This window comes from Brevundimonas sp., from assembly GCF_035627475.1.
Lineage (GTDB): Bacteria > Pseudomonadota > Alphaproteobacteria > Caulobacterales > Caulobacteraceae > Brevundimonas.
Window position 1 is genome coordinate 1 of the sequence record NZ_DASPLR010000002.1, and the last position, 14,689, is coordinate 14,689.

General features: G+C 69.0%; 13 protein-coding genes. 8 read left to right on the forward strand and 5 right to left on the reverse strand.

The genetic code is table 11. The features are described 5' to 3' along the window. The 6 genes from VEA62_RS00455 to VEA62_RS00480 all read left to right on the forward strand — a co-directional run. Positions 1-1,206 (forward strand): DHHA1 domain-containing protein (locus VEA62_RS00455; protein WP_324816974.1); only part of this gene is annotated, 1,206 nt, incomplete at its 5' end. Positions 1,207-1,216: 10 nt separating this feature from the next. Next, complete coding sequence (locus tag VEA62_RS00460; protein ID WP_324816976.1) at positions 1,217-2,464, forward strand: aspartate kinase; 1,248 nt, start codon at positions 1,217-1,219, stop codon at positions 2,462-2,464. A gap of 110 nt (positions 2,465-2,574) precedes the next feature. Next, positions 2,575-4,779 (forward strand): phosphoenolpyruvate--protein phosphotransferase, encoded by a 2,205-nt coding sequence (gene ptsP, locus VEA62_RS00465; protein WP_414641761.1) that lies wholly within the window; start codon positions 2,575-2,577, stop codon positions 4,777-4,779. 248 nt (positions 4,780-5,027) lie between these two features. Continuing rightward, positions 5,028-6,086, forward strand: coding sequence for a helix-turn-helix domain-containing protein (locus VEA62_RS00470; protein ID WP_324816981.1), 1,059 nt, complete (start codon positions 5,028-5,030; stop codon positions 6,084-6,086). 56 nt (positions 6,087-6,142) lie between these two features. Beyond that, positions 6,143-7,300 (forward strand): flavodoxin-dependent (E)-4-hydroxy-3-methylbut-2-enyl-diphosphate synthase, encoded by a 1,158-nt coding sequence (gene ispG, locus VEA62_RS00475; protein WP_324817105.1) that lies wholly within the window; start codon positions 6,143-6,145, stop codon positions 7,298-7,300. Between the two features lie 93 nt (positions 7,301-7,393). Continuing rightward, on the forward strand, positions 7,394-7,978 hold the full coding sequence (locus tag VEA62_RS00480) for a YajG family lipoprotein (RefSeq protein WP_324816984.1): 585 nt from the start codon (positions 7,394-7,396) through the stop codon (positions 7,976-7,978). Positions 7,979-8,025: 47 nt separating this feature from the next. Here VEA62_RS00480 and VEA62_RS00485 read toward each other — a convergent pair whose 3' ends face one another. Next, positions 8,026-8,514: a hypothetical protein gene (locus VEA62_RS00485; protein WP_324816986.1), complete on the reverse strand. Its 489-nt coding sequence runs from the start codon at positions 8,512-8,514 to the stop codon at positions 8,026-8,028. A gap of 135 nt (positions 8,515-8,649) precedes the next feature. On the opposite strand from VEA62_RS00485, the gene VEA62_RS00490 reads away from it, so the two are divergent. Continuing rightward, positions 8,650-9,249, forward strand: coding sequence for a glutathione S-transferase family protein (locus VEA62_RS00490; RefSeq protein ID WP_324816988.1), 600 nt, complete (start codon positions 8,650-8,652; stop codon positions 9,247-9,249). A gap of 6 nt (positions 9,250-9,255) precedes the next feature. Here VEA62_RS00490 and VEA62_RS00495 read toward each other — a convergent pair whose 3' ends face one another. Further along, entirely contained in the window at positions 9,256-10,035 is a 780-nt protein-coding gene (locus VEA62_RS00495) for a sulfite exporter TauE/SafE family protein (RefSeq protein WP_324816991.1), read from the reverse strand. A 136-nt stretch (positions 10,036-10,171) separates the two neighbouring features. Between VEA62_RS00495 and prfA the strand changes: the two genes are divergently transcribed. Continuing rightward, the gene (gene prfA, locus VEA62_RS00500) at positions 10,172-11,239 is read left to right on the forward strand and encodes a peptide chain release factor 1 (protein WP_324816992.1); all 1,068 of its coding nucleotides are present in this window, start codon (positions 10,172-10,174) and stop codon (positions 11,237-11,239) included. Positions 11,240-11,430: 191 nt separating this feature from the next. Here the strand turns inward: prfA and recF are convergent, their stop codons facing one another. The 3 genes from recF to dnaN are packed head-to-tail and all read right to left on the reverse strand — an operon-like array spanning position 11,431 to position 14,197. Further along, positions 11,431-12,564 carry a DNA replication/repair protein RecF gene (recF, locus tag VEA62_RS00505; protein WP_324816995.1) on the reverse strand — a complete coding sequence of 378 codons (1,134 nt, stop codon included), beginning with the start codon at positions 12,562-12,564 and terminating at the stop codon, positions 11,431-11,433. A gap of 9 nt (positions 12,565-12,573) precedes the next feature. Next, positions 12,574-13,050, reverse strand: a complete 477-nt coding sequence (locus tag VEA62_RS00510; protein ID WP_324816997.1) for an STM3941 family protein — start codon at positions 13,048-13,050, stop codon at positions 12,574-12,576. Positions 13,051-13,078: 28 nt separating this feature from the next. After that, entirely contained in the window at positions 13,079-14,197 is a 1,119-nt protein-coding gene (gene dnaN, locus VEA62_RS00515; RefSeq protein ID WP_324817000.1) for a DNA polymerase III subunit beta, read from the reverse strand. Between the last annotated feature and the right edge of the window lie 492 nt (positions 14,198-14,689).

Below are 14,689 nucleotides of genomic sequence, written 5' to 3' on the forward strand. Positions count from 1 at the left end.
GATGGCGCTGTCGTCAATGAGCTCAGCGAGGGCGATATGGGGATTGTGGTACTGGACCACACCCCCTTCTATGCCGAGTCTGGCGGCCAGGTGGGCGATCAGGGCATGCTGCAGGGTGCTGACGGCATATTCTCGGTTGAAGATACCCAAAAGCTCCAGGCTGCCGTATTCGGCCATCACGGCACGCTCAAGACAGGCAGCCTCAAGGTCGGTAGCCAGATCACGGCCAAGGTGGACCTAGTTGCGCGCGGCCGCACCATGCGTAATCACTCCGCCACTCACCTCATGCACAAGGCCTTGCGCGAAGTGCTGGGCGGCCATGTGCAGCAGAAAGGCTCGCTGGTCGACGGTGAAAAGACGCGTTTCGACTTCGTGCATAACGCGCCCATGACGGCGGATGAAATCCGCAAGGTGGAGCAGCTCGTCAATGCCGAGATTCTCGATAATCACGCCACACAGGCGCGCGTGATGCCCATTGACGAAGCCCAAAAAACCGGCGCCATGATGCTGTTCGGTGAAAAGTACGGTGATGAGGTGCGCGTGCTGGACATCGGCTCCTCGCGCGAGTTGTGCGGCGGTACGCATGTGACGCGCACGGGCGATATCGGCTTCTTCAAGATCACCGGCGAGTCTGGTGTCGCCGCAGGGGTGCGCCGTATCGAAGCGACTACTGGTGACATCGCACTGGCCTACATCCAACAGGAAGAAGCCCTGCTCTCGAAAGCGGCTTCCATGTTCAAGGCTCCGCCGCAGGAGCTGCCGGGCAAAATCAGCCAGCTCATGGAAAACGTCCGCACCCTGGAAAAAGAGCTGGCACGCCTCAAATCCAAAGCTGCCGCTAGCCAGGGCGATGAGTTGCTCAGCCAGGTGGTGGATATTGCCGGCATCAAGGTACTGGCCGCAAAGCTGGAAGGCGTGGATGCAAAAGGCCTGCGTGATATGGCTGACAAGCTCAAGGACAAGCTGGGCCGTTGTGCACTGCTATTGGCCGTCACCGAAGGCAGCAAGGTCAGTCTGGTCGCTTCCGTGAGCAAGGATCTGACAGACAAGATCAAGTCTGGCGAGCTGGTGAATTTCGTCGCCCAGCAGGTAGGCGGCAAAGGCGGGGGCCGCCCCGATATGGCCATGGCTGGCGGTACGGATGCCCGCCAATTGCCTCAAGCCCTGGCATCGGTGCCGGGCTACATTCAACAACAATTAGGTTAGAAATCCTTTTATGGCATTGATCGTACAAAAATACGGCGGCACTTCGGTCGCCAACCCCGAGCGCATCCGCAATGTGGCACGCCGTGTGGCACGCTTCCGGGCTCTGGGACACCAGGTTGTGGTCGTTGTATCCGCCATGTCAGGCGAGACCAACAAGCTCATCGCACTCGCCAAGGAAATCATGCCGGATCCCGATCCGCGCGAACTCGATGTGCTTGTCTCCACCGGTGAACAGGTCACCATCGCGCTGCTGTCGCTGGCCCTCATGGATCTGGGTGTCAAGGCCAAGAGTTATACCGGCGCGCAGGTACGCATATTGACTGATGGCGCCCATACCAAGGCGCGTATCCTGCAGATTGACGAAGACAATATCCGCCGCGATCTCAACGCAGGCCACGTCGTTGTAGTCGCTGGTTTCCAGGGTGTGGACGAAGCCGGCGATATCACCACACTGGGCCGCGGCGGTTCGGATACCACCGGCGTCGCGCTGGCTGCTGCGCTCAAGGCTGACGAGTGCCAGATCTATACCGACGTCGACGGCGTCTACACCACCGACCCGCGCATCGAGTCTCGCGCCCGCCGCCTCGAAAAGGTCTCCTACGAGGAGATGCTGGAGATGGCCTCGCTCGGGGCCAAGGTGCTGCAGACCCGCTCGGTGGAGCTGGCCATGGCGAAACAGGTTCCGGTCCGGGTCCTGTCCAGCTTCATCGAACCCGACGAGAATGGCGTCCTGCCCGCCAAGTCCGGCACCCTGATCTGCGACGAGGAGGAAATCGTGGAGAAACGCATCGTATCCGGCGTGACCATGAGCCGTGACGAGGCCCGCATCACCCTGCTGGGGCTGTCCGACCGGGTCGAGGCGCCGGCCGACGTCTTCACCCGCCTGGCCGAGGCCAACGTCAACGTCGACATGATCGTGCAGAGCCAGGCCCGCACCGAGGGCGCGGTCAACCTGACCTTCACCACCGGCCGCCGCGACGCGCCCCGCGCCGCCGAGCTGATGCGCGCCGCCCAGGCCGAGATCGGCTTCGAGGAAATCCGCGTCGACGAGGACGTGGCCAAGGTGTCGGTGGTCGGGGTCGGCATGCGCAGCCACGCCGGCGTCGCCCAGACCATGTTCCGGGCCCTCGCCGACAAGGGCGTCAAGTTCCAGGCCATCTCGACCTCGGAGATCAAGATCAGCGTCCTGATCGATGCGGCCTATGCGGAGCTGGCCGTTCGTGCGCTTCATTCGGCCTACGGTCTGGAAGCGGTCTAGAAACGAAGCCTGGCGGCGCCTATCTGCGCCGATCTGTTGGAGGGGCCATGCCGGTTGGCGGATTGACGACGAGGGGGCCGCGGAACCTCCTTCGCCAGATCCGCGAGGCTATGGCGGGGGCGGCGCCGGCGCAGGAGCGTCTCGACACCGTTGTCAAAATCATCGCCCAGTCGATGGTCGCCGAGGTCTGCTCCATCTATCTGCGCCGCGCCTCGGGCGAGCTGGAGCTGTTCGCCACCCAGGGCCTGAAGCCCGAGGCCGTGCACAGCACCCGCCTGCGACCCGGCGAGGGCCTCGTCGGCGAGGTGGCCCGGACAGCCGAGCCGATCAGCCTGTCCGACGCCCCGTCGCATCCCGGCTTCGCCTACCGGCCGGAGACGGGCGAGGATCCCTACCACGCCTTCCTCGGCGCCCCCCTGCTGCGCGGCGGCCGCGCCATCGGCGTCCTCGTCGTCCAGAACCGCTCCGAGCGTCGCTACGACGAGGAAGAGGTCGAGGACATCCAGACCATCGCCATGGTCCTGGCCGAGACCGTGGCCTCGGGCGAACTGCTGGCCCAGGACGAACTGCGCGACATCGAGGTGGCGCCCCACCGGCCCGAGCGCCTCAAGGGCCAGCGCTTCGCCGAGGGCCTGGCCTACGGCCATGTGGTGCTGCACGAGGCGCCCATTCCGCCCGAGAACCTCCTGGCCGAGAACCCGCAGGTCGAGGAGATCCGCCTGCGCGAGGCGCTGATCGCGCTGAAGGCCAATATCGACGGCCTGCTGGAGGGCGGACAGGGCAAGCTGGCGGGCACCTCGTTCGAGGTGCTGGAAACCTACCGCATGTTCGCCGACGACCGGGGCTGGAACCGGTCGCTGGAGGAGGCGGTGCGCACCGGCCTGACCGCCGAGGCGGCCGTCGACCGGGTCAGGAACGAACACCGGGCCCGCTTCGCCACGGCCCGCGACCCCTACATCCGCGAGCGGCTGCACGACTTCGAGGATCTCGCCAACCGGCTGCTGCGGCTGCTGGCGGGTGACCGGCCCGGCGAGCGTGACCTGCCCGACGACGCCATCCTCGTGGCCCGCAATCTCGGCCCCGCCGACCTGCTCGAATATCCCCGCCACAAGCTGAGGGGGCTGCTGCTCGAGGAGGGTTCGGCCGCCAGTCATGCGGCCATCGTGGCCCGGGCGCTGCAGATCCCCTGCGTCGGCCGTCTGATGGGCCTGCGCGACCGCCTGTCCGAGGGCGACCTGGTCATCGTCGATGGCGAGACCGGCGAGGCCTATCTGCGCCCGCGACCCGACATGCTCTCGGCGGTCCAGTCGCGGATCGAGGTGCGCAGCGAACGGCAGGCCGAGTTCACCCGCCTGCGCGACGTCGCCTCGGTCACCCTCGACGGCACCCGGATCACCCTGCTGACCAACGCCGGCCTCGCCGTCGATCTTGAGAACCTCGACGCCACCGGCGCCGAGGGGATCGGCCTGTTCCGCACCGAATTCCAGTTCATGGTCTCGGAGGAGCTGCCGCGCCTCGACAGCCAGGCGGCGCTTTACAAGCTCGTGCTCGACACGGCCGGCGACCGGCCGGTCACCTTCCGCACCCTCGACATCGGCGGCGACAAGGTCCTGCCCTATCTGGTCACGGAGCGGGAGGAGAACCCCGCCCTGGGCCGCCGCGCCATCCGTCTCGGCCTCGACCGCCCGGGCCTGCTGCGGCTTCAGCTGCGGGCCCTGCTGACCGCCGCCGCCGGGCGCGAGCTGCGGGTGATGTTCCCGATGATCGCCACCGTCGACGAATTCCGCGCCGCCCGCGAACTGGTCGATGTGGAGTGCGCATGGGCGCGGCGGCGGGGGCGGGCCCTGCCGGCCCTGCTGCGGGTCGGGGCGATGATCGAATGCCCGTCGCTGCTGTGGCACCTCGACGCCCTGCTGCCGCTGACCGATTTCGTCTCGATCGGCACCAATGACCTGTTCCAGTACATGTTCGCCGCCGACCGGACCAATCCGCTGGTCTCGGATCGCTACGACGCGCTGTCGCCGCCGGCGCTCAGGGCGCTGGCCGAAATCCAGAAGAAATGCGCCGACACCGGCACGCCGGTTTCGGTCTGCGGCGAGCTGGCGGGCCGGCCGCTGGAGGCGTTCGCCCTGCTGACGCTGGGCTACACGCGTCTGTCGGCGCCTGCGGGCGGGGTCGGGCCGGTCAAGCGAATGGTCCTGTCGGCCGACCTGCCCGCCGCCCGGCGCGGCATGGCCAACCTGCTCGGCTCGTCGTCCGGTTCCATCCGCGGCGAACTGGAATCGCTGGCCCGGAAATTGAACATCACGATCTGAAACGTTCCGGCCAGAGACGCTGGTACGGCTAACAAATCGTTGATCGGTCAGCTCAAATGAGTTATCCACAAGCCGGAACCGGGTGGGCTGCGGGGGCAGACCCGAACTGTCATCCCGATATGATACAGCCCCGGGGTTCGAGTACGGCGCGTGAGGACATCTTCGCGCCGAGTATGGGGTCAGGCCGGATGGCGCTGGATACGGGGAACACCCCCGACGAGTCTCGGGACCATCCCGACTGGAAGGACATGGTTCCTTCCGTCACGGACGCGCCGACTCTCGGTGACGGACTGCGCATCGCCAGAACCCACTCCGGCCGCTCGCTGGCCGAGCTTTCCACCATCACCCGGGTGCCCGCGCGCTATCTGACCGCGCTGGAGCAGAACGACTTCTCGGTGCTGCCCAACCGCGTCTTCTCGATCGGCTACGTCCGCGCCTACGCGGGCGCCCTCGGCCTGGACGAGCAACTGGCCGTCGAGCGCTTCAAGCGCGAGGCGCCCGATCCGTCGGTGCCGCTGCAGCCGCCGGTCGGCGTCGCCTTCGAGGAGGTGAAGCGCTATTCGCCCCGCCTGATCGCTGTCGGCCTGGCGCTGGTCCTGGCCGTCGTCGGCTGGAACGTCTTCCAGCGGGTCAGCCTGATGCGCGCGCCGCAGCCGTCCGACATCGCCGCCGTTCCGGAAAGCTGGACCCTCGGCGCCGTGCCCGGCCAGCAGCAGTTCATGCGCCTGACCGCCCCGCGCCCGGCCCCGCCGGACCAGACGGTGCCCGCCCTCTACATCACGCCGGGACTCGAGGCCGAGCTGACCGGGATTGATCCGGCCTCGCCTGAAGGCCTCGCGGCCGCCGCCGCCGCCGCGCCGCCCGTGCAGAAGGCGTTCAACCCGCGCGGGGCCATCTACGGGGCCCCCGCCAACGCGTCCCAGGTGGTGCTGCAGGCCCGCAAGTCCGCCTATCTGATCGTGCGCATGGCCGACGGGCGCGTCCTGTTCGCCCGGCAACTGGCGGCCGGCGACGCCTGGCGCGCGCCGGCGGGTGTGGCGGCGACGGTCGAGGTGCAGGACATCTCCGCCTTCGACGTCTATCTGAACGGCGAGCACGGCGGCGCCCTCGTGGCCGCCCAGACCCCGCTGAACCAGCTGAACCTGCGCGCCCAGGCTCTGGCCCGCCAGGCCGCCGCCGCCGTCGCCGCCCGCACCGAGGCGGCGCGCACGGCCGCCGTCCAGGCTCAGGCGCAGGCTCAGCTCGAGGCCGCCAGCCAGACCACGGGCGCGGTCGGGACTCCCGTTCCGGCCACCGTCGGAGGCTGATCGCGACGCCTTGTGTCGTGGCCATGCCGCAATCCAGCGCCTATGTTGTCGCCGACATGAGCCACGACCACGCATCCGAACTCGGGCACGTTCGCCCGTGGCGCCACATCGAGCGCCGCAAGAGCCGCCAGATCATGGTCGGCGCCGTGCCTGTGGGCGGCGGCGCGCCGATCACCGTCCAGTCGATGACCAACACCCCGACTTCGGACGCGGCCGCCACGCTCGACCAGATTCGCCGGCTGGAGGAGGCCGGGGCGGACATCGTCCGCGTCTCCTGCCCGGACGAGGACTCCACCGCCGCCCTGCGGACCATAGCCCGCGAGGCCCGCGTGCCGCTGGTGGCCGACATCCATTTCCACTACCGGCGCGGCATCGAGGCGGCCGAGGCCGGCGCCGCCTGCCTGCGCATCAATCCCGGCAACATCGGATCGCCTGACCGCGTGCGCGAGGTCATCCAGGCCGCCCGCGACCACGGCTGTTCGATGCGGATCGGCGTCAACGCCGGCTCTCTGGAGCGCGACCTGCTGGAGAAGTACGGCGAGCCCTGCCCCGAGGCCATGGTCGAGAGCGCCCTCAGCCACGCCCGCATCCTGCAGGACCACGACTTCCACGAGTTCAAGATCTCGGTGAAGGCCTCCGACCCCTTCCTGACCGTCGCCGCCTACCAGCAGCTGGCCGAGGCCATCGACTGTCCGCTGCACCTCGGCGTCACCGAGGCCGGCCCGCTGCGTCCCGGCACCATCAAGTCGGCGATCGGCATGGGGTCGATGCTCTGGGCCGGCATCGGCGACACCATCCGCGTCTCTCTGGCGGCCGATCCGGTCGAGGAGATCAAGGTCGGCTTCGACATCCTCAAGTCGCTCGGCCTGCGCCACCGGGGGGTCAACATCATCGCCTGTCCGTCGTGCGCGCGGCAGGGCTTCAACGTCATCGAGACCGTCGGGGTGCTGGAAGAGAAACTGGCCCACGTCACCACGCCGATGTCGCTGTCGATCATCGGCTGCGTGGTCAACGGCCCCGGCGAGGCGCTCTACACCGACGTCGGTTTCACCGGCGGCGGCAAGGGCTCCGGCATGGTCTATCTGGACGGCAAGATGGCCCACAAGCTGGCCAATGACGGCATGATCGACCGCATCGTCGAACTGGTCGAGGCCAAGGCCGCCGAACTGGACGCCGCCCGCGCCGCCGACCCTCGCCTCGTCGCCGCAGAATAGACGCGGGCTCGGATCGCGCTGGCGCCCGGACGCCCCGACCTGATAAAGCATCGGTTGCAGCCGTCGGGGCTGCGTTCAACCCTGAGGGGGGTCATGTCGTCTCGTTACCTCGCCGGCGCCGCGCTCGCGGCCGCCCTGGCTGTTTCCGCCTGCGCCACATCCGAAGACATCGTGCCGGTGCCCTACACCGTCAGCCAGGCCGCGCGCGTGCCCGGGGCGGAGTCGATCAATGTCTCGGTGGCCGGCGCCGACGCCCGCACTGAGAACCGGGCCCGCATCGGCGTGCAGATCAACGGCTACGGCATGGACATGGCCGCCATCCGGGCCACGGAAGAGGTGTCGGACATCGTCCGCAACGCCATCGCCGCCGAACTCAGCCAGCGCGGCTACAGCGTCGGCGACAGCGGGGCCCGGGTGAACGCCTCGGTCGAGACCTTCTTCAACGACTTCTCGACCGGCATGTGGGCCGGCAAGTCGACCGCCAACGTGGCCATGACCGTGACCGTCACCGGCCGCAGTGGCGCCGAGGTCTACAGCCGCCGGGTCACCGGCTCGGCCGAGCGGACCGTCCAGATCGCCAACGGCGGCAACGCCGCGACGACGCTGTCGCAGGCCCTGTCCCAGGCGGTGGGCACGCTGATGGCCGATCCCGCCTTCACGGCGGCGCTGGCCCGCTGATGGAAACCGGCGCAGGGCCGCGAGGACCCGGCGCCGGACCCGTCGGTTTAGGGGCGTTGGCCGAAGGCGCGCTCGCAGACGTCGGTCGCCAGGGCGGCGCTCATCTGCTCCTCCGCCTCGGCCATGGCCACGGCGGCGATCAGCCCGCCGCCGCCGACCGACCGCGACACGTCATAGTCGGCGACCTTCTCGCCGGTCCCGGGCTCGACCAGCGCGACCTGCGCCCGGATCACATTGGAGTCGCCGACCAGATAGGCCATGGCGGCGTTCGATCCCGTCAGCTCGATGATCCGGACCTCCATGCGCAGTGGCTGGCCGCCGCGGGCGCATTTGTCCATCTGCTCGCGCACCTCGCGCTGGAAGATGGCCGGGAAGTCGGCCGACACCGTCGCCGGCGCCCCGGTCAGAACGATGTCGCCGATCGAGGCCGTCGCGGCCCGCGCCTGCGGCAACGGCAGGATGACGTCGCCGCTGCTGTAGCTGACGCAGCCGGCCAGACCCAGCGCCGCCAGCGACGCGGCCAGAATCCATTTCATGGTGAAACCCCCGTGGTGCGGAACCCACAATCGGCTCCGCCGCGGACACGATAGAGGCGATGCTCCCGCCCCTGCAACCTTGGGCTGCCGGGGCGGGGCCTTCCGGTTCGACCGGCGGCGCGATAGACCGGCGGGATGAAACTCTACATCACGATCCCGTCGCCCTACGCCCGCAAATGCCGGATCGTCGCGCGCGAGAAGGGCCTCGCCGACCGCATCGAGGAAATCGCGGTCGATCCCTACGCCAACGCCCCCGAACTGCTGGCCTCGAACCCGCTGGTCCAGGTCCCGACCCTGATCGCCGGGGACGGCCTGCCGCTCAACGACAGCCCGGTGATCTGCGAATACCTCGACGCCCTCGGCGACGGCCCGCGCCTGCTGCCCGAGGGCGGCGCGGAGCGGCTGCGGGTGCGGCGGCTGGAGACCCTGGCCAACGGCGCGCTCGAAATGGGCGTCAAGCTGGTGCTGGAGAGGCGGCGGCCCGAACACGAGCGCTCGGCCTCGTGGATCGAGCGCTGGACGGTCAACATGGGCCGGGCGCTCGATGGCCTGGAAGCGGCCGCCCCGGACCCGGCCCGGCTCGACGTCGGCGTGATCACCGCCGGCGTGGCGGTGACCTGGATCGGCTTCCGCCATCCGGACTTCGACTGGAAGACCGGCCGTCCGGGACTGGTCGCGCTGCAGGCGGCGCTGGAGGCCCGGCCCAGCTTCATGCAGACCCGTCCGGACGCCTGAGGCGGGTCAGGCCAGCACGCCGGCCAGCTGGAGCGCCTGGAAGCCGGCCAGCGCCAGCAGCAGGCCGCCGACCGCATAGGTCAGCACCCTTCGCGGCACCCGTTTGGCGATCAGCCCGGCGAACGGCGCCGCCGCCAGGCCGCCGACCACCAGCCCGCCGACGGCGGCGGCGTGGTTCTGCAGCGCGTCGGCATCGCGCCAGTGGCCGGACACCAGGGCCCAGACGAAGGCGGCGCTGATGGCGACGGCCAGGAAGAATTCGGCGGTGTTGACGGTGCCGATGGCGCGGCGCGGCTCCTGGCCGGCCCCGACCATGGCGGAGGACACCGTCGGGCCCCAGCCTCCTCCGCCGATCGAGTCCAGAAAGCCGCCGACCAGCCCCAGCGGCGCCATCACCCAGGCGCGGATGCGCCGGATGCGGATGTCGTGCCCGGCCCGCCACAGGATGTAGACGCCCATCGCCATCAGATAGGCGATGACGAACGGCTTGATGACGTCGCCCTCGATCCCGGTCAGCACATAGGCGCCGATGCAGCCGCCGATCACGCCCGCCGTCGCCAGCGGGGCCAGCAGCCGCCAGTCCACATTCCTGTGCCAGACGTGGCTCCCGGCCGAGGCGGCGGTGGTGAAGACCTCGGCGCCGTGCACGCTGGCCGAGGCCGTCGCGGGCGGCACCCCGAAGGCCAGCAGGACCGACGAGGATATGACCCCATAGGCCATGCCCAGGGCGCCATCGACGGCCTGGGCCAGAAAGCCGACCATCAGAAAGAGCAGAAAGGTGTCCATGCGCCCCCAAGGCGTGCCCGAAGCCTTGCTTCTCCGATGAAAGCCGGGTCCGCGCAATTGGTTGCTGCGCCCTCCATCGACAGATCGCCGGCCATCGCGCTAAGGCAGGCCTCCCGCGAAACAGGATATCGCTCCCTTGCGACTGCCCCAGGCCCGGCTCGATCAGGTGCTCGACCGTTTCCACCAGGTGGAGGCGCGCATGGGCGCGGCCACGGACGGTCAGGAGATCGTGCGCCTGTCGAAGGAGCACGCCGAGATCAAGCCGGTCGCCGACGCGGTCATGGCCCTGGCCCGGATGCGGTCCGAGATGGCCGATCTCGAAGCCATGGCCGCCGATCCCGAGATGGCCGACATGGCCGCCGACGAGCTCGAGACGCTGAAGGCCCGCCTGCCGGAGATGGAGCGTGACGTGGCCCTGCTGCTGGCCCCGCGCGACGCCGACGAGAACGCCTCGGCCGTGCTGGAGGTCCGCGCCGGCACCGGCGGCGACGAGGCGGCCCTGTTCGCCGGCGACCTGTTCCGCATGTACTCCCGCTACGCCCAGTCGCGCGGCTGGCGGGTCGAGGTCGACAGCGCCACCGAGGGCGAGGCCGGCGGCTACAAGGAGATCATCGCCACCGTCACCGGCGAGGGCGTGTTCGGCCGGCTCAAGTTCGAGAGCGGCGTGCACCGCGTCCAGCGCGTGCCGACCACCGAGGCCGGCGGCCGCATCCACACCTCGGCCGCCACCGTCGCCGTCCTGCCCGAGGTCGAGGACGTCGAGATCGAGATCCACGACAAGGACATCCGCATCGACACCTTCCGCGCCTCCGGCTCGGGCGGCCAGCACGTCAACAAGACCGACTCGGCCGTGCGCATCACCCACCTGCCGTCCGGCATCGTGGTGACGTCCTCGGAGAAGTCGCAGCACGTCAACCGCGACAAGGCGATGAAGAATCTCCGCGTCCGCCTCTACGACATGCAGCGGCAGGAGAAGGACCTCGCCCGCTCCAGCGCCCGCAAGTCGCAGGTCGGCTCGGGGGACCGGTCCGAGCGGATCCGCACCTACAACTTCCCCCAGGGTCGGGTGACCGACCACCGCATCGGCCTGACCCTGCACAGCCTGCCCCAGATCCTCGAGGGCGACCTCGACCCCATGCTCAACGCCCTGATCGCCGAGGACCAGGCCGCGCGCCTGGCCGATCTGGAAGCGGAGCTGGGGTAAACGGAGTCCCTCTCCCGGCGGGAGAGGGCTTGAGCCTCCGGGAGCGAAGCGACCGGCAAGGCGAAAGGGTGAGGGGCTACGGTTCGAGGTGGCCCTTCACCATCCGACCCTCACCCTTTCACGCCGCCAATCGCCCTTGCGGGCTCTTGGGCGTTCAAGCCCTCTCCCATCGGGAGAGGGTTCCGCAGTCCCTACCCCTCCGCCGTCAGCCCCCCGCCCTCGACCCGCACGAACTGGGCCCGGCCGCGCAGCGGCTCGAACAGCTCCGCCTCCGTCCCGGTCATGAAGGCCTGCAGGCCCAGCGCCTCGATCTCGTCGAACAGGGCGGCGCGGCGGCGGGTGTCAAGGTGGGCCGGGGCCTCGTCCAGCAGCAGGATCGGCGCGGCGGCCTGACCCGACAGCCGGGCGATCTGGGCGAGGATCAGGTTCAGCACCAGCGCCTTCTGCTCGCCGGACGAGCCCTCGGCGGCCGGGCGGTTCTTCTCGCGGTGCAGGGCGGTCAGGTCGGAGCGGTGCGGGCCGTAGAGCGACCGCCCGGCGGCGGCGTCGCGGGCGCGGCTGCGGCTCATGCCCTCGCGGATCGCCCCGGCGATGGCCTCGACGCCGGCCCCGGCGGCGGCCATGGCCTCGGCCTCTCCGGCCAGGCCGAGGTCGGCCTGCGGGAAGGGGCGGTCGTTGCGGGCGTCGATGGCCGACTGCAGCGTGGTCAGGGCGGCGGCGCGGGCGAGGGCGGCGGCGGCCCCGGCCTGGCCGAGGCGCAGCTCCAGCGCATCCAGCCACAGGGGATCGGCGGGCCGCCCTTCCGCCCCGTCGGTCAGCAGCCGCAGCCGCTCGCGCAGCGCCTTCTCATAGGCCGTCACCGAGGCGGCGTGGTCGGGGTCGGCCGCGAACACCAGCCGGTCGAAGAATTTCAGCCGCTCTGCCCGGGCGTCCGAGAACAGCCGGTCCTGTTCAGGGGTGGCCCAGACCGGCCGCAGATGGTCGAGCAGCCGCCCCGGCGGGGCCGTCTCGCCGTCGATGCGCACGATCCGCCGCGCCGCGCCCGGCGACTGCACCCCGGTGCCCAGCCGGATCTCCCCGTCGCCGTCGGTCAGCACCGCCGCCACGGCCCAGGCCCGCCCCCCGGCCTCGCCCGGCTCGCGCCGTCCCATCTCCGGCGCGCTCGCCCCGCGCAGCCCCCTGCCCGGGGTGAACAGGCTCAGCGCCTCCAGCAGATTGGTCTTGCCGGCGCCGTTGGGGCCATGCAGCACCACCGTTCCCGCCGCGACGGGCAGGGTGGCGGCCGCATAGGAGCGGAAGTCGGTGAGGGTGAGGGCGGTGATCAAATGTCTGGCTCACCCCCGATCGGGGCGAGGCTCCGGCGCGTATCGCTTCTTCCAGCGAGACAGCAAGTCCCGCATCTTGTGCGGGGGATCGGGCCAACCGATGCCGATTGAACCATCAACCCCAAAGGTGCTGTTGATCCTCGCGGTCAAGCTCTTCTGACGAGCTTCTTCATGCAGAATCCACGACGCCATTTGTTGGCCCGAGCTTGACCATGTGACGAACCTTTCCACATCGCGCCATCGAACGTGCTGCGTCTGCTTCCAGTCTCTGAGCGTGAAGCCTTCAGGCGTCAGAGTCAGCCGATTTGGCCGGACGAAGCTGATTGCCCACCCGACGGTACAGACTCCGAAGAACACCAAGCCCACGAGGCCAACAAATTTGGCCACGATATCGGGGACCCCAAACAGGAAAATTGCCGATGGGACCAGCATAAGCGGGCAAAGGAGCAATATCCGAAACGCTTTCCAGCGGTCCGAACGGATCACCAGTAAATCCGGCTCCCTAGACCCGCTCTTAGACACGCAGCGGCATCAGCACATACTGCACGCCGGGATCGCCCGGATCGAGCACCAGCGTCGGCGAGGCCGGGTCGGCGAATTTGAAATGCGCGGTCTCGCCGGTGATCTGACCGGCGACGTCCAGCAAATAACGGGCGTTGAAGCCGATCTCGAACGGCTCTTCGGAATAGCCGATCTCGACCTCCTCGACGCCCTGGCCGGCCTCCATGTTGCGCACCGTCAGGGTGACGCGGTCGAGGTCGAAGGCCAGTTTCACCGACCGGCTCTTCTCGGCCGAGATGGTGGCGACGCGGTCGACGGCCTGGGCGAACAGGGTGTTGTCGATATCGGCCTGCTTGTCGTTGCCCTTGGGAATGACGCGCATGTAGTCGGGGAAGGCGCCGTCGATGACCTTGGACGTCAGGCTGGCCTGGCCGAACTCGAAGCGGATCTTCTGCGGGCTGACCATGATCTCGACCGGGCCGGAGCCGTCGTCGAGCAGGCGGCGGACCTGATCCACCGTCTTGCGCGGCACGATGACGCCGGGGCCGCCGGCGGCGCCCTCGGGGGCCGGGGTCTCGGCGAGGGCCAGGCGGTGGCCGTCGGTGGCCACGGCGCGCAGCAGCGGGATGCCGTTCTCGGCCACGGTGTGCAGATAAAGGCCGTTCAGATAGTAGCGGGTCTCTTCCGTCGAGACCGCGAACCGGGTCTTGTCGATCAGCCGGGCGAGGTCTTCCTTGGGCAGGGTGAAGCGTGCGCCCGAGGTGTCGGTCGACATCACCGGGAAGTCGCCGGCCGGCAGCACCGGCAGGTTGAATTTCGACCGGCCCGCCTGGACCACCAGCCGCGGGTCGTCGCCGGAATAGGACAGCGAAACCTCGGCCCCGTCGGGCAGTTTGCGGACGATCTCGTACAGGGTGTGGGCCGGGGCGGTGATCTGGCCCTCGACGTTCACCTGGGCCTCGGCCTCGTCGACCATTTCCATGTCGAGATCGGTGGCGGCGAAGCTGAGCTTGTCGCGGCCCGCGCTGAGCAGGACGTTCGACAGGATCGGAATGGTGTTGCGCCGCTCCACCACGCTCTGCACGTGCCCGAGGGCCTTGAGGAGCGCGGATCGTTCGATGGTCAGCTGCATGTCGTCTCGCCCGGGGTGCGGCGACTCAAGGCGTCACCGCGAATAGAGGGCCTTGGACACTAGCGGATTGGCGGCGCGGGGCAAGGAAGGGGCGGGGGCGGCGGGCCGCGTGATCAGGGACGAGGCCCTGTCTGTCTGTGGACAACCGGCCGCCGGCGTCCGCTTGACCGTGACGCTGTGTTGGCAATCCGCGGATCCATAGTCGGATTGGGCGGAAAACCGGCCGCCTTTCCAGACACATCGCCTTTTCTCGATGCGATCTTCCCGCCTGAGAGAAGAGGGGGCGCATAATGCGGCCGGTATTTGATTGGGTCTTTGAAAACCGAACCCCGCGGCTCCGCCACAGGAGCTGCAGTCGACCCGGCGAAATCGCCAGGTCGCCGGGAGTCCCCGCCGCCGATGCCGACTCTGCCGACTCTGACACAGCGAATTTCACGGAGCCGATGCCGACTCTGCCGACTCTGACACACCGTTTTTTCCTCGCGGACCCGA